The sequence below is a fragment of the Vibrio sp. 2130-1 genome (genome assembly GCF_033339515.1).
In genome coordinates, this window is sequence record NZ_JAWOUT010000003.1 from 413867 (window position 1) to 435228 (window position 21362).

The 21362-nt window shown below is 43.3% G+C and carries 6 protein-coding genes; 5 read left to right on the forward strand and 1 reads right to left on the reverse strand.

Annotation, left to right across the window (positions count from 1 at the left end):
• The first annotated feature begins 65 nt into the window (after positions 1 to 65).
• Entirely contained in the window at positions 66 to 704 is a 639-nt protein-coding gene (locus R7Q09_RS06615; RefSeq protein ID WP_054576099.1) for a CatB-related O-acetyltransferase, read from the forward strand.
• A 341-nt stretch (positions 705 to 1045) separates the two neighbouring features.
• Here the strand turns inward: R7Q09_RS06615 and R7Q09_RS06620 are convergent, their stop codons facing one another.
• Positions 1046 to 2020, reverse strand: a complete 975-nt coding sequence (locus R7Q09_RS06620; RefSeq protein ID WP_213916864.1) for a peptidoglycan DD-metalloendopeptidase family protein — start codon at positions 2018 to 2020, stop codon at positions 1046 to 1048.
• Between the two features lie 253 nt (positions 2021 to 2273).
• On the opposite strand from R7Q09_RS06620, the gene R7Q09_RS06625 reads away from it, so the two are divergent.
• The 4 genes from R7Q09_RS06625 to R7Q09_RS06640 all read left to right on the forward strand — a co-directional run bounded on the left by R7Q09_RS06625 (position 2274) and on the right by R7Q09_RS06640 (position 21222).
• On the forward strand, positions 2274 to 12815 hold the full coding sequence (locus tag R7Q09_RS06625; RefSeq protein ID WP_318143695.1) for a tandem large repeat: 10542 nt from the start codon (positions 2274 to 2276) through the stop codon (positions 12813 to 12815).
• A gap of 767 nt (positions 12816 to 13582) precedes the next feature.
• The gene (locus R7Q09_RS06630) at positions 13583 to 15301 is read left to right on the forward strand and encodes a hypothetical protein (RefSeq protein WP_213962668.1); all 1719 of its coding nucleotides are present in this window, start codon (positions 13583 to 13585) and stop codon (positions 15299 to 15301) included.
• Between the two features lies 1 nt (position 15302).
• Positions 15303 to 16538 carry a TolB family protein gene (locus R7Q09_RS06635; protein ID WP_064354667.1) on the forward strand — a complete coding sequence of 412 codons (1236 nt, stop codon included), beginning with the start codon at positions 15303 to 15305 and terminating at the stop codon, positions 16536 to 16538.
• Positions 16531 to 21222 carry an OmpA family protein gene (locus tag R7Q09_RS06640; protein ID WP_318070630.1) on the forward strand — a complete coding sequence of 1564 codons (4692 nt, stop codon included), beginning with the start codon at positions 16531 to 16533 and terminating at the stop codon, positions 21220 to 21222. The genes R7Q09_RS06635 and R7Q09_RS06640 overlap by 8 nt, the downstream gene beginning before the upstream one ends.
• Positions 21223 to 21362 lie beyond the last annotated feature (140 nt).

Genomic DNA, 21362 nt, shown 5'->3' on the forward strand with positions numbered 1-21362 from the left:
ATTAGAGCTTATTTAGATACATACTATCTGCAGTGTTTTATTCGATAGTATTTATAGGAGTATTCATGAAAACTAAGCATTGGTCTAAAGTGACTTTGCTACATGAAGTTGTTACGAACCCAAATATAACGATTAAAGGTAAACATAGTTATTACAGTGATTGTTGGGACGCCGGTTTTGAGGAGTCCGTTGTAAGATATCTACAAGGTGATGAGTTCAGCCGAGATTGGGAACCAAAATGGAAGATTGATAAGTTACATATAGGTGACTTTGTCTGTATTGCAGCGGAAGTTGTGATTGTTATGGGGGGAAACAGTACACATAGAGCAGATTGGTTCTCCTTGTACCCATTTATGGACTTTATTGAAGAAGCGTACGTCGGGAAAGGAGATACTCATATTGGCGATGGCGCCTGGCTCGGTATGCGATCCATGATAATGCCGGGTGTGACTATCGGAGAAGGAGCAATCGTTGCGGCAAACAGTGTGGTGACGAAAGATGTTGAGCCTTACAGCATGGTTGCGGGTTCACCAGCTAAGCATGTCAAATATCGCTTTTCTCGAGAGACGATAGACGAACTGCTTGCTCTTAGGATATATGATTGGCCTGATAAGAAAATCGACAGCCTGAAGAGATTTTTATGTTCAGACGATTTAGAAGGGCTGAGAAAGGCAAGCGCTGAATATGATAGAAACTACTCATAATCATGACAATGTCACTGTTTAAAAAGTCAGAAAGAGGTCATGAGTTGGGCCTCTTTGTATTAAATATCTAGCCAATACAATGAGTAATCATTTTATTCTTTTATTGATTTTTTACGTGAACATGATGGGGCGCGTACCATTTGCGTTCAAGAACAAGAGGACAACGTATTTGGTAAAGGGGAAACCGATGGAATATCGGGAAATTATAATTATTAAGAGCCGCATGTAGCGGCTCTTTTTGATCCTGAAATTGGTTAGTGGCGACAGACTACGAAGCGCTCAGAGGGTTACGAGGACTCGCTTCAGATAAATGAAGAAAGAGCGAATCGAAGTGGATGTTGTTACCTATTTGACTGCTCATACCGTTGCCATTCCGCTGTTAACTCTGCTTTTTCTTTTCTCGCTGCAATCAGCATTTCTATATTTACGTCAGTGTTTGGGTGCCTTTGAATGTATTGCTCGTAATCAACAGGAACACCATTGATGTGCAGTTCAAGATGTAAATGCGGCCCTGTTGTTCTTCCTGTGTTACCCGTTTTCCCTATCACTTGTCCTCGGCTGATCTTCTCACCAACATGGACGTTGCGCTGAGATAAGTGTAGGTAGCGTGATACAGAGCCATTTGTGTGGCGGATATTAATATAGTTGCCCGCAAAACGGTTGTAGCGGGACTTTAAAACGATGCCATCAGCAATACTACGAATCGGTGTACCTACAGGTGTGGCATAATCAGTGCCTAAGTGCGGAGTCGTTATATTGGTCACTGGATGTGTTCGCTTTAAGTCATAGTCAGAGCTCACTCTGTAGTTTTTATCAAAGGGTGAAGAAAACATGAACTGATTATTTATCGACACACCATGCTCATCAAATACGTTACCGTGACCATCATTGATAATAAATAAATCAGTTTTACTGCCTAAATAGTAAAAAGAACTAATGTAAGTTTCATTTTTACTATTTAATTTAGTTCTTAAGATAAAGTTATCACCTCTTTTAATAGAGTCAATAATATTAAACTTGCTTTTGATAAGTGCTAATAGCAAGTTGATCTCTTTTTGACTCACTCCTGATTTTAATAATGAAGCGACAAAAGAGTATTCAACAACACCGATAGTGATTTTTTGCCTACGAGTCTTCTTTTTAATTGGTGGCTGCACATTCTCACTTGCGAATTCTAAAGGCTTGATGGTAGGTAGCCTATCCACAGGAGTGAGGAAGTAGTGAGAAAGCGATACGCTAATCAATATGATTAACGCAGTAGTGATAAGGGCTACGGTAGGAGCTTGCACACTCCTTTTTATTATTAAAATAGTCATTAGTTTTGTTGGTTTATCAATACTGACAGTTGTGCGTAGAGTATAATATTTTAAATAAAAACTAGCATTAAAGCATGAGTGATTCCTCTGTTTTAACTAAGTTAATGATTATAGGATGTAAAAATAATTTTAATAATTCAGTCAAAGTGACGGTTGGCTTGGTGTTTATGCCTATTTTGTTGGTGTTAATGTCACGTTGAGAAAATATTTTTCAATAATATAATCTCGGGAAAATATATTTTGCCAAATTACTATGTTCGCTAAAAATACGCTGAAATTAACATTAGGTCTTACGCTTACATCTCTTTTATTGAGTGCATGTGGTGGTGGTGATGGAGGAGACAACACACCTCCAGCTAGAAGCAAAGGAAGCATTTCCGGTATGGTGTTTGACGCCCCAGTCAATGGCGCCAAGATTGAGGTTTTCGAGTTCAAAAATGGAAACTTAGGTCGGAAGTTGGCTAACACGACGTCTGATGCCTTCGGAAACTATCTGCTAGAGTTTGAATCGTCGTCAATGCCTCTTTTTGTTGTTGCAAAAGAGGGGAGTTATACCGATCCGTTTACAAATGAAACGGTATCTGTGAGTAATGCGAAGACACTTAAATTTGAAGGTGTTGTGAACTTTAAAGAGGGGAGTGAGCAAAAGTTAATGCTTACTCCGCTGTCGAACTTGGCAGCAGGCTTGGCAAAGTACAAAATTTCTCAGGGGGCCACAGATGAGAGTGCCTTTTCAACCGCTTTGGATAGTATCAATAGCATGTATGGTTTTGACGTAAATGAGACCAAACCTATTGATATAACCAAAGGTGGGCAAAGCAGTTTTGCTAGTGCTGGGCATCAATACGGAGCTTTATTAACAGCATACTCGTCTTACTCTTACGATCTTATAAAAAAATACGGCAACAGCGATAACGTCTACACTTCAATGCATTTCGCTGACATCCAATATCGGGATGTTATTGCAGATGGTGTTCTTGATGGTCTTGAAGTGAGCAAGACTTCAGGAGCAGTGACTCCCCTCAGCTTTGGACAGAAAAAGATAAACAGCGACGTTTACACACGTGACTTATCTCAGCACGTTTTGATCGTGGTAAACGACCCAAGTATCAATATTTCTGGTACTGATGCTGCCGACTATGTCGACTTTAGTAAGAAGCTTAATGACTTAGGTACATATGGCAGTACAGATGGCGTCATTCCACCGCGAGATGGGACGGAGATTGATACCACAGCGCCTATCGTGACACGCATTGACCGTGATGTACTTGCTGGCACCGATAAAGTTGACCTAAAAATTGTTGATGATATCGGTGTAGAAGACGTATCCGCCTTTATTCAGTATCAGATTAATGGCTCTTGGTCTGGTGAATTTCAATGTAACGACATACAAGATTTTGGAAGCACACTCTGTTCGGTTGAATTTGATGATTTTGAAGTTGGCCTTCGAGAGACCAACGTTAAAGTTAACATTAATACTAAAGAGATCGATAGTGTAGATATGAACCCTGCCACAGGGCTCTCAAACGTAACAGCAGCACGGTTAGTCTTATATACAGCGGATGTACTGGGTAATGAGTTAATTCCAGGCAGCCATTTGGGTCTTCATATCAACTTTGAATGGGATAACGATGCGCCTGTTATCGATATTACATCGGCGAGTGCAATTAATAACCAACTTAAAGAATACGTTCTGAAAGGGGTTGTAAAAGAAAGCTCGCAAGAGATTAGTTCGGTCAGTATTTCATTTAAAGATGGCTTACATGAGGGCGTCACATGTTCTCCTGTCACTGTAGAGTCTGGAAATGCTTGTGAGTTTAGTAAGGCTTACCCAACTGATGAATTCCTATCTACGACGGTCTTTGAGGTTCGAGCGAAGGATAGCAAAGGCAATACGGGCTCTGCGCAGCATGCAGTAAGTCGTGACGATCAAGCGCCAGCACAGACGATAACCTATCCTGAAGGTACCTCAATGACGTACGTAAATGTGGGTTTAGATGGTGAACGAACCACTTACGATGGTATCTACTCTCAAGATACGTACACCCCAGACAATGTTCAAGCAAGCCGCGATTTCCTGAAGATTGATTATGCGTACGCAAGTTTAGGGATTCAGAACTCATTAAAAGGGATAGATTTTAGTAACTTCAACGCTAATTTATTGAAAGAGAATAAAATCCCTTATGTTCGTGTGAAAGTTTCAGACGTAAACACCGATACGGTTTTAGGCTCCAACGCTAATAAGCTTAAGCTCGTCGTCAAGTACTACGTAAGCCAAAACAACGATAACAACTACTCACTTCAGCAAGTTATTGACACAACCGCATCCGATGACGATTACATCGCAAAAATTCCGCACGAAACGCTGTTAGATAGCAATGGGCGAGTAGAGGATGTCATCTATTACATTCCTTTTGTAAGAGATATTTTGGGTGACAGCTTTAAATCGGTATCAGAAAACAGTAGTCAAAAGTTAGTCATTCAAACCGTCGATGAGTCTGATAACGAAAGCACTCCAAGAGAAGTATATTTTAGAAGTAGCTTTGACCTACCAACCATAAAAGTGGTGACACCATTTATTGGTGCGCGAGCTCAACTTGAAGGGTTGAGCCCAAGTGGTGAATTCACTTCACTTGCAAGTTGTACCACTATCCAGCAACTGGAAAGTGACCAGTCTATGGCTCTTGACGTAGCGAGCTGTGAAACCACAACTGACGTAGTGAATTATGATTTCATGCGTGTTCGTTTAATTGGTATCGAAGGCAGTGAGCCATACTATTACCAATGGAAAAGAGATCCAGGGACCAAGAAAGTAACGGTTGACTTAAACAAGGCCAATATTGGTGTGTATTTTAAGCTCAAAGGTTCTCAAACTTACTATATTACTGAACTATCGACATATCAGACTGGTTTGTTTGATTTCCAGTGGGATCAAGTGACAGCGGGAGAGAAAACTTCAGAACGTGCGATTCAAATTCTTGATGAGGTGCGCTACGCGTTATCAGGTACGAATAACAACTCATTCTTTGGGTTTGACCCAACGGTTGTGTCTTATGCAACCAATGAAATGCTTACAACTAAAGCGATTCCAGACAAGCCATCAAATGACTATCTACACCGATTCCTTGTTGAAGCAATTGATAGTATTGCCGAGAAAATGCCAAGAAATAACTCATTAGATTTTGCATCTGCTATTTACGATGATTTTAGCTACGATGGAAAAGCAAATGGTATAGGGACAGGAGGAAGTCAAGTTACGCTCGATTCTTACACGTTTGGCGCTGAAACTTACCGAAAAGATCTGGCGCAATCGTATTACGAAATCATGGCGAGCAAATACGGTATTGAGACCAATATCGCGCAGCTCTATGCTGATGATATATCGATGGCTAATCCTGACTTAAATGGTAAGAACATTTTTGATACAGAGGGTAGCAGTATCGATACCTTGCCTCCGCAGCCAAAATTAACCATTGAAAGCGGCAGAGAGACGATGGTTGGTAATAGGCTTTATATCGCTGGCGAGGTTGTTTCTAAAATTGTCCTAGACGATCCTTCTGGTATTGTAGGAACCGACGCTCACGGCCCGAAGTTTAGCACGATGTGGTATCAAGCCAATGAGCCAAACATTGAAATACCACTGGACATCAACATCGTAGAAAACTCAGACAGCAGCAATGCTTATCGAAAAGAGTACTTCTTCACCCTTAACTCCCAGTCTAGTGAACTAAAAGATATTATAGAGTTTGCCGTGGAGACCAGTGCTATGGACCCACATGGCAATGCGTATGGTTACAATGGTAAATCTCCGTTTATAGAATCGGTGTTTATTGATAACGACTTCCCTAAGGCCAGTTACCTTCCACCGAATGATGTCGATGGTAAACCTGTAGAAAACGGTATTTATTTAAATGCGAACAATACTCATGAATTAACCTTCAAGGTTGAGGATATTGTTGGTGATAAGCTTGCCTCGAGGGGCCTTGTTTTCTACCAGCAAACCGGTGAAAAAGTAACATACACACCAGAAAACTTTGCAACTAACTCAAAAGACGCGTTTAAAGTCAAACTATGTACGGGCGAGATTTGTTCAAATCAAGGCTCTACGATTTATCCTGGTGATGGAGATTGGTTAGTTGTTGCAGCAGCAGAGGACAACTTAGGTAACTCCGTTTCAGAGTTAACTAGCACCGCTCCGAGATTCAATATTCGTATCGACTCTGAAGCCCCTATTGTAAAAAGTGAGCAGGTTCAAAGCCGTTTAGGTGGTAATAACCAATGGGCACCTGTCATTGATTGGGGGACGTTAAGCTCTGGCAATAACGTAAAAATAGATTTGCGCCGCGGATCTGGTCAGGCTCTGACATTAGAAAGCTGTGACCCTCTAACAGAGGCGTGTGACGTACCATACCTAGTTGGTGAACAGCCTGACGTCAAAGTCCAACTGGTTTCAAAAGCATTTGATTACGATGAATGGAATGAGTTTTACGTCACTGCGACGGACAACGCTTACCCTGCCAATGTCAGTACAACAGGGAAATTCACATTCCAAGTCGATAACAAAGGCCCTGAAATCATCCTAAATACACCTTGGGTTGAAGACACATTGTCCAAAGAGAACTATGTCATAGGGCGTGAGTTCAACGTGCGGTTTAAATCCGTAATAGATGATTCAGACCTTGAGCAAGTCTCGCTGTATCAAAGTGGTAAAGATTCGCCAATTAAGACAATTGTGCCAACGGATTCATCTAAAGAGTTTGTCATGTCTCTGATCAAGAGTGACACAGATAAAATAGACATTTCTGAAGATGAAAAAACAACGTCATTGTATGTAAAAGCAACCGATATTTATGGTTTTGAGTCTAGTTCTAACGCGCACAAGGTTATTCTTGATCGTGATGGACCAACATTAGGATTAAGTGGTTTCAATGCGAATGACTACTACTTAGGTAACTATGTCTTTGACCTAACGGCGCTAGACCTAAATGCAAACGGTGATGTTTCAATTAATGGCGTAAATCGAGAAAGCCTAGAGTATTGGACGTTTAGCGATCTGGAACCATTACCTGGCTCTCCCGGTACAAAAATCAATGAGGATCTCAAAGTGAGCCTTGGTGATTTAGGTACGGGTACACACAAGGTTCGTTTAAAAGGGTCTGATGTTCGTGGCAACACAACCTTAACCAGTGATGAGCAAGATTTTACCGTCAAAGTGTACAACTCAATCCCGCAGGTGACGCTGGCGATGAGTTACACGGATGGAACGCCAATTACAAATAACACCATCTATCAAGATGGGAATATCGTACTTACGCTTGATATTGTTGATGATAGTGGCGTTGATCGAATTGACTCAACTTATAGATTCTCTGGAGAGCAAAACGGGACTAACTTTACGTTCTCAGAAACCGCAGATGGCACTTGGACTGCAACGTTGCTTTCTACACAAATTGCCAAAGATGGTAATTATGAACTTGATATCAAAGTTTATAACAAAGTTCGTTACCTTGATGAAAAAGACCGAAAGGTTGGAAAAGTAAACCAAACCTTTAGCGTACAGCGTGAAGGCGTGGTTCTAACAGTTGAAAGCCCGCTGGACTTCCAAAATTACTTATCTGATGGTGTTCTTGATGTCACCTTTACTACATTGAGTGCGGTCAAAGCCAAAACGTTAGAGTGTTGGGTTCGTGAAGAATACAACTCTCTGGATGCGCCACCAACTAATGAGCAACCAACTTCTGGTGTTATCAACGTATCGCAAGAACCTTACAGTTGTAGTGTCAATGTTGGGCAAAACATGACCAAAGCACCTGTTACTTTGATCACTAAAACCTTGGGTACAAATGGGCGTGAAACGATCAACAAGTTCAATTTCTCGATGGTGGATATTGATGCACCGACAGTCGTAGATGGTAACTCATACAGTTTTAAAGGAAGTGATGTTTGGTTTGATGAAGCTTTGAAGAAGAAGATGCTCACATTTGAGCTCTCTTTCAATGATGCTTTATCAGGCTTGAATACCGAAAGTTCAGATGAATATCCAAAGTTGGTTCGTAATCTTGGCAACAAAGCTTATACACCAACGACTTGTGCCAAAGGTGTTGGAAATATCAAGTGTACGTATTCTGAATCCTATGCCGATATTATTGATGGCCTGAGTACAACTCAAGAATACAAAATCAAGAACTTATCTGATTTAGCAGGAAACTTGACGCCAGAGCACGATCTACTGCTTGAATTACCTAAAGGTTCGGTAGTCGTTGAAATTACTGATCCGGTCGGAAACACAACCATTAATGGTCAGCAGCTTGTCGCCAAATTCAGAATTAAGCTGTATGAAAACTCTAGACTAGACAATGTGATGGCCAGGCTTGGAACGGAATCCTACAACTATAAAGATAATCCGGAGAAGTTTGCACAATTAGAGGTGTGTGCAGATGATCCAACCTACAAGTGTTCAACATTTACAAGTGAACTTCCTAGCGATGCGGATGGAAAAACGATCAGGACAACGATTACCGCAACGGATGTGTGGTCGAGAGTCGGTGAAGCGACCGTTGATATTAAAGTTGACAACACACCTCCAAGTGTTGGCGATGAGATTATCGTAACCGAATCGCCAACAAATCCTGATAATGTTCGTTTTCGTTTTGACATAACGGACACTGGTAGCAGCCTGGCAACAGTAAACTACTCGGTTTTAAACCCGAGTTATCAAGAAGAAAGAGTAGAGGATGGGAATGGTTCATCTACGTACTTTGAACTACCGAAATCTCAGTTAGAGGGGCGTGGTTCAATCACAGTAGACATCAAAGCGACAGATAGCGTCGGACTGTATTCTGATATCAGAAAAGTCATTGATATTAGTGTTCCTAAAGTCACAGTTGATTTCGATGGAATTACGAGTTTGCAGGGTGGGAAACTGTTTTTAACCAAGGCAAGCCAGCCGTTTACGGTATCTACGGTGGAAGGAGAAAGAGTGAAAGCTTCACAATATTCTGTGGAGCTTATTCCAAGCCTCGGTGATTCCTTGCGTTACTCAGGTGATGTTATCTCATCTAGTGGTAATGGAATGATGAACTTTGCCGTCGATAACCAAGGGTCATATACCCTTAAGGTGACGGTGACGGACTCAGTTGGAAGAGAGAATACAAGCTTTGAATTACTAGGCAAAAGTTATGATGGAAAGGTTATCGAATCTATTGTTGATTATGACGCTCCAAGTATTTCGGGCTTAAGTGCTAATCAAACCTCTAAGGTGCCGACAAACGATAAGTATCAACTAGAAATTAGTGCATACATTACAGATAAAAATTTAAATCTCGTCACGTCAAAAGCGGTGAGTGGTGGTAGCACAGTGGTTCCTCAAGCGATTACTGAGCCGACAACCGAAGCGGGGCCTTATGTCATCAGCTATTTGTTACCGAAAGGCGATCATACGATCACGGTGGCAGCAACAGACAAGGTGGATAACAAGAGTGAAAGTTCTATTGATGCGCATGTGGAAGCGGCAACCGTTCCCGGGCTAAGTATCTCTACCGCCTCAAGCGCCCCTCTTTTTGGAGGCGAAGAGATTACGCTTGCGTTTAACTTTACAGAAGAAGTTACGAACTTTGATATCTCAGATGTCCATCTTGTCGCTAGTGATAGCGGTGCAACAGGAACGTTAAAACAAGATACTTGGTCGACTTCAGATAATATTACGTGGACGGTTAACTATGTCAGCCCAGAAAAACAAGATAAAAACATAACAATACAGGTAGAGGATGATAGCTACCAAAGTACCAACACCATTCCTGGAAAGGGAAGCAGTTTAAGTATCGCGGTTGAAGGAACCTTACCAAAACTAACCAATGTGACATTTAACCCCGAGCATCAGAGCGTGGGGCAAAGCGTGAGTGTCTCGCTTGAGTTTGATAAAGAGCTCCAAGAGGCGACCGCTACGCTTGGCGGCAATCGCATTAGTTCTCTATCAGCAACGGTAGATAAAAAGGTCTGGGTTGGTGATGTACAAGTTCCGAGCACCGCGCTGTTAAGTGTCGACTTGGTTGTTAGTCAGTTTAAAGATTTGACTGGCAACATAGGTGAGGATAACACCGCTCACGAATTGCCGATCACGCCAACCTTAGCTATTACGCCGGTGGGCAATGTGGATGAAACGCATGCCACCAAGCTACAATTCGAAGGTACGTCGACACGTTTTGATGGCCAGTCCCTGCGTCTTGAAGTGAAAGCCCAAGGCAGCGCGACGGTACTAAAAAGCAGCAGCGCGACAGTACAAGCCGGTGGCACTTGGACCAGTGACGCGATTGATATGAGTCATCAAACCAATGGCACTTATACCGTGATGGTGACGGGGACGAACTCAGCGGGTATTGAAGTGAGTGAAAGCCAGAGCTTTACACTGGCGCAATCTCTGCCAACACTGACTAACGTGACGTTTACGCCTGAGCACCAAGCCATCGGCCAAAGCGTGACGGTGACGCTGGAATTCGATAAAGATCTGCAATCCGCCGCAGCGGAGTTAGGTGGCACGACGATCACTTCATTAGTGGCAACCGCGGACCCAAGTGTTTGGACTGGTGATGTGGTGGTACCAAGCACGTCAGAGCTGAATGTGACGTTGCTTGTTCGTGACTACCAAGACTTCTCAGGGAATACCGGTAGCCAGAACACGGCTTACTCCATGCCGATCACACCAACCTTAGCTATTACGCCAGTGGGTAATGTGGATGAAGCGCATGCCGCCACGCTACAATTTGAAGGTACGTCGACACGTTTTGATGGTCAGTCCCTGCGTCTTGAAGTGAAAGCCCAAGGCGGCGCGACGGTATTGAAAAGCAGCAGCGCAACGGTACAAGCCGGTGGCACTTGGACCAGTGACGCGATTGATATGAGTCATCAAACCAATGGCACTTACATCGTGATGGTGACGGGGACGAACTCAGCGGGCATTGAAGTGAGTGAAAGTCAGAGCTTTACACTGGCGCAATCTCTGCCAACGCTGACTAACGTGACGTTTACGCCTGAGCACCAAGCCATCGGCCAAAGCGTGACGGTAACGCTGGAATTCGATAAAGATCTGCAGTCCGCCGCGGCGGAGTTAGGTGGCACGACGATCACCTCATTAGTGGCAACCGCGGACCCAAGCGTTTGGACTGGTGATGTGGTGGTACCAAATACGTCGGAGCTCAATGTGGCGTTGCTTGTTCGTGACTACCAAGACTTATCAGGGAATACCGGTAGCCAGAGCACGGCTTACTCCATGCCGATCACGCCGACCTTAGCCATCACGCCGGTGGGCAGTGTGGATGAAACGCTTGCCGCCACGCTACAATTCGAAGGCACGTCGACACGTTTTGACGGCCAGTCCCTGCGTCTTGAAGTTAAAGCCCAAGGCAGCGCGACGGTACTAAAAAGCAGCAGTGCAACGGTACAAGCTGGTGGCACTTGGGTCAGTGACGCAATGGATATGAGTCACCAAACCAATGGCACTTATACTGTTATGGTGACGGGGACGAACTCAGCCGGCATTGAAGTGAGTGAAAGCCAGAGCTTTACACTGGCGCAGTCTCTGCCAACGCTGACTAACGTGACGTTTACGCCTGAGCACCAAGCCATCGGCCAAAGCGTGACGGTAACGCTAGAATTCGATAAAGATCTGCAATCCGCCGCAGCGGAGTTAGGTGGCACGACGATCACCTCGTTAGTGGCAACCGCGGACCCAAGTGTTTGGACTGGTGATGTAGTGGTACCAGACTCGTCAGAGCTGAATGTGGCGTTACTAGTTCGTGACTACCAAGACTTATCAGGAAACACCGGTAGCCAGAACACGGTTTACTCCATGCCGATCACGCCGACCTTAGCCATCACGCCAGTGGGCAATGTGGATGAAACGCATGCCGCCACGCTACAATTCGAAGGCACGTCGACACGTTTTGACGGTCAGTCCCTGCGTCTTGAAGTAAAGGCCCAAGGCAGCGCGACGGTATTGAAAAGCAGCAGTGCGACGGTACAAGCCGGTGGCAATTGGACCAGTGACGCGATTGATATGAGTCACCAAACCAACGGCACTTACACCGTGATGGTGACGGGGACGAACTCAGCCGGCATTGAAGTGAGTGAAAGCCAGAGCTTTACACTGGCGCAGTCTCTGCCAACGCTGACTAACGTGACGTTTACGCCTGAGCACCAAGCCATCGGCCAAAGCGTGACGGTGACGCTGGAATTCGATAAAGATCTGCAATCCGCCGCAGCGGAGTTAGGTGGCACGACGATCACTTCATTAGTGGCAACCGCGGACCCAAGTGTTTGGACTGGTGATGTGGTGGTACCAAGCACGTCAGAGCTGAATGTGACGTTGCTTGTTCGTGACTACCAAGACTTATCAGGGAATACCGGTAGTCAGAACACGGCTTACTCCATGCCAATTACACCGACAATACACCTAGACGTTATCAAAGATGTTACTGGAGTGGAAAGCGTGACAGTAAGTGGTAGCAGTGAACGGTTTGAAGATGGTGAGTTCATAGATATCAAAGCAGTCGACGCTGATGGTACAGAAGCCACAGGCATGGCAACCGTGCTTTCAGACTCATGGACAACTGATTTAGATCTTTCAGGACTGAAGGAGGGGGTAGTGACGATTTATGTAAATGGTACCAACAAGCTTTCCGCCTCTGCCGAAGAGGCTCAAGCAACATTTAACTATGATCGTTTCGCAAGTACAGCCTCCTTAGGTGCTGTTTACAACCGATATTTTAGTGATAACAAAACTTTAAAAAATGCGGCATAAATAAAGCGAGCGTTTAGCTCGCTTTATTTCTTTGGGACTTTTTGTGATATTTATCAAAATAATTGCCTTTATTGATAAGTTACTCGAATTAATGAATCGTCTTAATACAAGGCTGAATAACTATAATAACTAGGCCAATGTTGCTTTTAGGTGTGTATGACGTGATTGTGATGGTCGCTCGGCAGGAGCTGTGGTGAATGTGTCGCGTTGAAAATCTTTTTAAATATTATATATTTACGCTCGTTTCTATACTCTGAGTATAGTGTTCTGCATGAGGTCGATGGGTAATACCTCACCTCTTTAACTCGCGATGAAGCAAATTTAATCCTAGCAAGCTTCAGAGCAGTTACTTTTGTGAGTGCGTAATGCGCTCACCTTTTTATTTAAACTTCCTCAGTAACAGTCAATTTGTTGTTTGTTGCTGAGGAGGGCACCTCATAAACTTCTGAATTTCCTCGTGCTTACCTGAAGCACACGTTACTACGATTTTTGTTAACTTCAGTCCATAAATTAAATTTTTTTAGATAGTAAGATTTTACCATTTTGACAGAGTGGGTGATGTTACTGGCTTTTATTGTGGTCAAATCGCATGTTTTAATAGTAAAAATCACCATTTTTTTGGTGTTTTTGATTTCGGGCGATTTTTCTATCTCGTTGAAAATAAATGGCTAAGTAAGTAGGATACGCAGACCAAATCGTACTTGTAAGCCTTATCAGCTTAATTGTCACCGCAACCATATTTACGATGTTGGTTGTGGAGAATTCAAATGCATTTAGTTTGCAAATTTATACCTAGCTCGAAGCTATCCTCCAGTGAGCTATCTTATGTTCTTACACCAGACGAGTGTATAGGGCAGCTTTCGCGTTTGCGAAATTCAGATGACATCCTCAGAAACCTCCCTAAAGAGTTTGCGCAAAAGATTTCTCTTTCTTCTAAAAAAACGACCAGCGGATTGCTAGCAGCGATTAGAGCCGAACTTGGGAAAGGCAGTTGGGTCTCCTTATCTTCCTTTGCTCGTAGGTCGCCATTAAAGGACTCTCAGTTACAAAGCTTCCCTAGACTTAAAACACTCGTTGACTCTGTATCAGCTTCGAATGAAAGCAAAGTTTTTAAAGCGGGTTACAAGCAGGTTACTGACGATGTTGCTTTAGTTCGTAGTTACACGAATGTACCTTCTGAGCCAAGCCCAGATCAAAAAATCGTTGTTGAGTTTGCAGGGCAGTGGTCTAGTAATGCAGCATGTTTGATGTTGGGAAAAACCGAAGCTCAAAAAGAAAAAGTTACTGTAGGCAAGGCCGATACAGAAAACAAACACCGCAGCCTCGCGACGTTTAAAGATCTCGAAGCTGAGGGCAAAACGCTCTATATCAAAATCCCTTGTTCCGACCAACCTCAGCCAATCTTGCTTAAACTCGCCGAAGACCTGCAACCCGTTGATAAAGAAACTCAGATGGATGAGTGGGATAACGTTTTGGTGCCTTTGGTTCCTGTTCATAAGAGTGATTCAGGGTATGTATCTATCGATCGCGGTTACATTTATGTCGTTTGGCAATCAGAAGTTTGGCGAGAAATCCAAGTTCAAAACGACGGACGCTTTTCTGATGTCGATCTATCACTCTACCAAAGCACTAAGTCCTCGCCTCAGAGATCGGTCGATATTAGTTTATATGATGAAGACTCCGAAGCATTTCTGTCAGGGGAAGCGTTTCAGTTGTACCAAGACGGTAAAAAAGTCTATGAGGGTGTGTTGGACGAATATGCTTGCGCCCGTGTTTTTGGTCTTACTGCAGAAGAAGTTGAGGTAGTGGTCGCTGGTTGGCCTAACGAAGGCGAAACATACACAGAATTACTTCAAACCGAATTGAGTCCATTTAAGGCTGGAAGTAAAACAAAGAGAGAGCCGCTTGGTGTTCCTTTGCCTCATATTTGGCTTCCATACAAAATAAACGGTAGCGTACAAAGTGATGTTGCTCTCTACTATTCTCGGACTCAACTCAATACTCAGCAACTCAATGAATTAAAGAGTGGGAATAATGAAAAAGCGGTTGAAGTAGACCTCTGTGATTATTCTTCTGCTCACAACTTTGATGCGAGCTCCGAACCTGTGATTTCGTTGCCGAATTTGGATACTCAAGCGCCAAGCAAATCAGATTACAATGCCGTCAGTCAAAAAGAGCAGGGTGTTGCTGCCGTTGTTGTTAACTCCCCAAGCGAAGGCGTCGTAATTACTTATAAAAGTAATCCCCAATGCGATCAACCAGATGATTATTTCCAACTGACGTGTGTTGATGAAACATGGAGCCAAAAGATTTTTTTGCGCGAGGCTGAGTTTGTGGATCAGTACTGCAAAGAAGTCGTGTTTAGTGGTTGGTTACCAGAAGTTAAAAGGGTCAATCTAACCCGTCATTGCCGATCTCATAACTCAGATAAAACGGTCTTAATGTCAGTAATTTATCAAGACATTGAACTCACGGAACTATTATAAAATGAAACGAACAACGTTAAGTATCACGCTTCTTTCGACAGTTATGTTATTAACAGGCTGTGGTGAAGAAAGTAATCAAACTTCGAATACTGCAACAACACAAACCGCAGAAAAAGAACCCGCTCAAAAGGCTTGTTACAACGTTGGTGAAACAACGTCATTCGAACGCAAAGATGTGACAGGACCACGCTGCCAATGGCAAAGTGAGCATAACTTTATTGTTTACTCTGAAGATCTGTCTAAGCCTGAATACCCAGGTACGCTTCCTGTCAAACCAGGTTATGCCGTACGCCGAGCAAAAGAGTGGCCTCGTGAAGATTTATCTGATGCGAGCTCTTATGACAAACCTCGAATTCAGTTTTGGTGGAATAATGTTAAGTTTAACGACCCACTCGTAAATGATTACGAAAACGGCTACAAAATTTGGAGCGTGAAAATTGATGGGACAGATTTACGCTTAGTCACAGATGATATACCAAGTACAGCTTCACCACAGAACTATGTGACGAGTCGTTCACCCAATAATCGTTATGTGGCTTATGCCTATAGCTTTGGTGGGCCTTTGATAAAGGCAATCTTTGACTTAGAAACGCAACAGACCATTCAGCTGGGTAGCGCGAGTACTAAGCCATATTTGGTCTGGGCGGACGATTCTAGCTACATCTATTTCTCAGACGGTTTTAAGCGCTTTAAATACACACTCGCGACGGGAACCAAAGAAGAGGTAGATGTACCGTTGTCTGAAGATACGGTCATTGTAGATGGCAAGTTAATCAATGCCGCGGGCTTGGGGGTGGGAGTTTATGACGCCAAGACACTCAAACGCTTATACACGATTTTACCTGAAAAAGAGTTTGAAGACTCCATCGATATTGAGAAGCGCATCTACCGCCAAATTGCTATCAGCCCCAATGGTAAATATGTATGGGGCATAAACTCGTATCGTAAGGTGCTGATCAATGTTGAGGAGCAAACTTGGCTTGCGTTTTCTAAGGAAGGCGATGAAAAGAACGTTTATGCGAAAGTTGTAAATATCAGTAACAACGGTAATGAAACACAGAGAGGAGCAGCAAAAATAACCATTAGACGTTATGGGTCAGATTACCGTTATGAAATGAATGGAAATGGCGCTCAGTCATGGAAGGTGATTCATTCTGGCAGAGTTGCTAAAACCCCAGTGCTTTATAATGCCGATGCTGACGGCGGGCGTTTTCTGGAGGTAGAAAACGATGAGTAATGACCTTAAGTATTTACCAACAGATGTCTATTTGTTTGGTGTCGATTTTCCTAATGTTGGGGATGCACAGAACCCTCGATATAAAGCACTCAATATCGAAAAAGACCTGACCTCATTAGAAGAGTTGAAAAATATCCGCCCTATGTCACGGCTTCCCATTGCAATAAATTTAGGTGAGGAAAGCGCAGCCCTTTGGGCGACAGACGATTTAGGTCGTTTACATGTACTGGGTGATTCTACTCAGAAAAACCAAAAAACCAATATCAATCAGGTTTTGGTACTGCGTTCGCCAGTACATGAGTTAGCACAGAAGACGTACAAGCTGTCTTTTCCTGAATGGTCAATGCTCACAGAGTTGGCGATTGGTGCCCAGAGTAATGCTCGGCCAATCAAAAAGGCGTGCTCAGAACTTGCCTCTATCTTAGGAAATCTAAAGGGAAATGGGAGCAAGAAAACACTGAACTCGCTAGAAAAAAAAGTGGAATACGCTGTCACAGAAGTAAAGCGCTCACAACTTGCGCCTAAATATGAAGCGGGCACTCAAGCACTAACTGATGAGCAAGTTGCGTATAACAAGTGGTATGACTCTGTTCCTGAAGATAAGCCCATTCGTGGCTTTATTGTACCCACGTTCTCATTTCTCGCAGTAGCATTTTCAACACAAGAGTATGCTGATGCAATTGTTAAAGTTACTCGTTTTGATGAGGAGAGCGGACAGCACCTCAACCTGCAAGACGAAGAAATCATAACGCAAGCACAACTTGACCGAAACAGTGATTCGCATCGTCCAATAGCTTTGTTTCCGTTGGCGTCGGAGGTTTTTACTGATGGCATGTACACCATTGAAGTGGTTTTTGATGTTGACCTCATCGATGAGATACCTGAGTTTGCACAGAATGCCACTAATGTAACCAAAGAGTATGATGAATTTGGTGATGCTACTAGAGTCAGCTACGAGCTACGAGAATACATCACGCTTAGCCAAACGACACCGTTTGGTAAGATCGCGGTTGTTGCGGGCGACATGATCTCACTTGAAGAGTCTTTGATATACCAATTTCCTACGCAGTTTAAAGCTCTACAAGCCTTCCGAATGGGGGAGCTTGAAAACCTAGAGAATAGCGGAACGACTGCCAGTATGAGTGCTGCACTGTGGGAGATTGGCACAAAAGTGACACCAAGTTTGGTTAATGCTGGCATTAATATTCATCAAAACCCATCAAGTAAACATGATGTGATTGGGAGTTTAGCAAACACGTTTTGGGGGCAAGTAGATAAGGGCGCATTACCTCCAGCCATGATTTCGGCATTGGAGTTTTCATTTGGGGTATCGGCTACCGCAGCAGCTTACCAAACTCTTCAAGATTTACGCCAAGCGGCATCTGAATCCGAGCGTGCAGCTCAAGTGGGCTTAAAAGCGCTCCTCAAAGAGAAAGGATTTGATAAAAGTAAGTTCTTTACCAAGGTGATTGAACCTGCGAGAAATGGCAATGCCCACGTTGTGGCGGGGAGTGCTGCTAGAACGTGGTTGACAGGTAACGGCAGTGTCAAAAGCTTTTTGTCGCCCTTTGCTGGGGCCGGGCTCAATGCAATTAACACCTTCTATGAGATAAAAGCGATCACTGACAAAAGCGAGCAATTACGCTTAGCAGAAGAGAAAGCTAAACTCAGGAAAAGTTATTTTGAGCAGGTATCACGCGATTATCTGAACTGGGTACCTGTCTGGAAAGAAAGTCTGAAGAGCGGGGAATTACTGCTTAAGCAAATCATAGATAAGTTAGGCGACAATGTAACGTTTACTGACAGTATTCCGAATGACGTTGCTGAAGACAGTGCAATGTTTGTTAAAGACCATAAAGGTGCCGGTTTACGCTTGGTTTTTCCTTTTGATAACAACCAGGTTCAAGCCCCGCACTTGTCGTATTTGGCTGCGGTCGATAAAGAATTATCTAAGATTCCAAATGCCGTTGTTGAAATCGAAGGGCATGCCTGTCAAAACGGTGATTCAGAATATAACCAAAACCTTTCGCAACAGCGAGCGCAGCATGTTGCTGAGTTCTTTTCTTCAGTCAGTGGTATTCGTTTTTTTGGCGAACGTCGACCGATAGTCGAGGTACCAAACAACGAAATCAAACGCGAAAACGCGCAACTTAATATTAACCGACGTGTTGAAGTTCGCATCTATCTACAAGAGTTTGCGGCGAGAATTCCACCGAGTCGACTCGGCTTTAAGGCTATGGAGCAAGCGCGTTTAGCTCAGTTAGATGCGAACTTGGGAGAAGAAGCAATTGCAAAAGAGCTCAAGCTAGCTATCTTCGAGATGATCGTTGGTATGGCTTGCTATGTTCCGATAATAGGACAGGCAGCAAGAGGCTTTTTCGTTGTCAAAGAAGGCGGGAAAATGCTGATGAGTGGCGCCCAGTTGCTAGACTCTGTGCTCTTCGATTATTACTTGTCTTCCTACAACGAAGTTAGAAAAAGCATATCTGCAATTGAACAGCTTAGCCATGAAACCACAGAAATTATTGATTCACTGGCTGAGATTGATACCCAATTGACTGAGTTGTATTTTTCGTCTTCAGATGCGTTAGTTGAGCACTTAGGAAAAGCTACGGGTGCAAAGGAGTTGATTAAGCGCTATCAACGCCGTGCACTTGCTATTAATGGTTTGGTGCTTTTGATTCAAAGAGCTTGTTCTGAGGGCGAACAAGAGTTCACAGAACAGTGGCGAACACTAGCCATCGATGAATACATTCAGCGATTTATAGAAACCGATGGCTGGGTATTAAACACAGAGTTAAAAGAAAATTTGTGTAACTTGTGGCTCCAAGAACTCATGCGTCGTGAGGGACACAAGCAACTAATTGAAAGTTACGGTGAAGAAATCGCTGAACAAGTCATCACTCGTAATAAAGCAAACTATATTGCTCCAAAAAGGAAAGATGTTTCTGGGGCGTTTAATGTTGCGTTTCCAGTGCAAGACAAGCTCTATAATCGCGATCAACAAAGAGGCTTAGTAGAGTTTGCTACACAATTTAATGTTGAGTCTAAAAAATTATCAGAGGAGGACCTAGGGTTCGTTAGGTTATTAGTCTCTGAGCCTCATGACAACTCTAAATGGGTCACCTTTGATGAGTGGGAGAAGGTACGATTAAAAGCAAATAAAAAGGTGCGATTATCGCCTTTCCACCGTTTGAAGTGGCAAATGGTGTTAGGCAAACAAAGTCTGAAACAGATGACGTCAAATGTGTTTCAGTGTGAGATGTCTTATCAGCGCACTGACGGTTTACTTAATACCAGTGGACCTAAGTTTAATTTGATGTTCAAGCCGATGAAACACGAGGAATTTAGTGTAGATCCCAAAGGTGAGTTGGCCGAATTTTTTGAGGCGGAAAAAGCAGACGGCAAAGTCCTTATTGGTTGTGAGTTTGAACCGTATTTTTACTTTGGCGATGATGTCTTCTCTGGAGTGAAGCCTTTGATCGCTAAGCACGATTTAGTCGATTATAGCGGATACTTATCTAAAGTTGCTCTCGGTCCGATTTTTGGGCAGGTGATAAAAATTGACTCCCAACAAGATGTACTCAAAGAATATGTAAACAGCGGTGGCTTCAAAAATATGACCTATGAGTTCACTCTATCTGGAAGCAACTATAAGCTACCAGTACGAGTGGACAAGACAGTCGGACGATTTATTACGTCACCTAGACAGATTCCTGTAGGAGTCGATACAAACCATAACTATACACTCTCTGCTAAATCGGGCTTTATTGCGAACGGAAATAGTGTGTCAGAGAAAGACTTGTTAACGCTAGATTTTGTCTTACATAGTAAAGTTCATAAAGGCCCGACAAAGCCTATTATCGAAGACATTAAGCACAGTGCGATTGCGGTCAACTACGGAAATAAACGACAGTTTATGAACGAGGACAGTATGTTCACTACTGCAGATGAGCTCAAAGGCTTTGATTGGACTTCGAATAAGTCATTCGCTATGGAAGTTATGCTTATTGGTGGCAAGCACAGAAAAGAGTCGTATGAGGGACAAAACCTCGAATGGCAGAGTGTTCCAGTTTCACTAAAGCTATCTACTACTTTTGATAATGAAGCCGTATTCGGATCTGAAACTACCGCTGGTCCTGAGTATCTAAGTAACCTTACTTATATTGGGATACTAAAGAAGAACGGTTCTAAATGGACGCTAGATGACAGCGATGTGGTTAACAAAAATATAGATGCAGATTTTGTCTCTGAGGCTCTATCCAACATAGACATGGATGAAGATTTCGATGGTAAGGTGGTCTACGCGTCTCGTTTTGAGTTCGCATTTAAAGCGCTGAACGGGCAAGAAATCAAGGGGCTTCGACCATTTGGACCCGTTGTTTCGACATCTGGTCGATTCCAAGAAGCAGTTCTAAAGGTGTCCTCTCTAGTACAACGTAATACAGCGGAAAAAACACCGTTTAAACTTGGAAGCTTTGAGATGTCGTTGGGCAGGCAGTATAAAAATGTAGATGAGTTATCTTATTTTTCTGATTGTGAAGACCCAAGCTATAAAGTTGATAAAGATATGTACGTCAACTGGACAAAACTGAAACCAGAAGAGCGTACAGAACGTTTAGTAACTTGGATTAGAGACCCATACTTGGCAACCATCATTGAAGCGTCGATTCTCAATAAATAAAAAAACCGCCTTCGGGCGGTTTTTCTTTTCTTATCAATGGAAACTGAAGTAAGATTTTCTCGCTTCTCGCTTCTCGCTTCTCGCTTCTCGCTTCTCGCTTCTCGCTTCTCGCTTCTCGCTTCTCGCTTCTCGCTTCTCGC

Coding starts and splice junctions, on each gene's coding strand:
- R7Q09_RS06625 (WP_318143695.1), top strand. CDS start 2,274: ATGTTCGCTAAAAATACGCTGAAATTAACATTAGGTCTTACGCTTACA.
- R7Q09_RS06640 (WP_318070630.1), top strand. CDS start 16,531: ATGAGTAATGACCTTAAGTATTTACCAACAGATGTCTATTTGTTTGGT.
- R7Q09_RS06635 (WP_064354667.1), top strand. CDS start 15,303: ATGAAACGAACAACGTTAAGTATCACGCTTCTTTCGACAGTTATGTTA.
- R7Q09_RS06620 (WP_213916864.1), bottom strand. CDS start 2,020: ATGACTATTTTAATAATAAAAAGGAGTGTGCAAGCTCCTACCGTAGCC.
- R7Q09_RS06615 (WP_054576099.1), top strand. CDS start 66: ATGAAAACTAAGCATTGGTCTAAAGTGACTTTGCTACATGAAGTTGTT.
- R7Q09_RS06630 (WP_213962668.1), top strand. CDS start 13,583: ATGCATTTAGTTTGCAAATTTATACCTAGCTCGAAGCTATCCTCCAGT.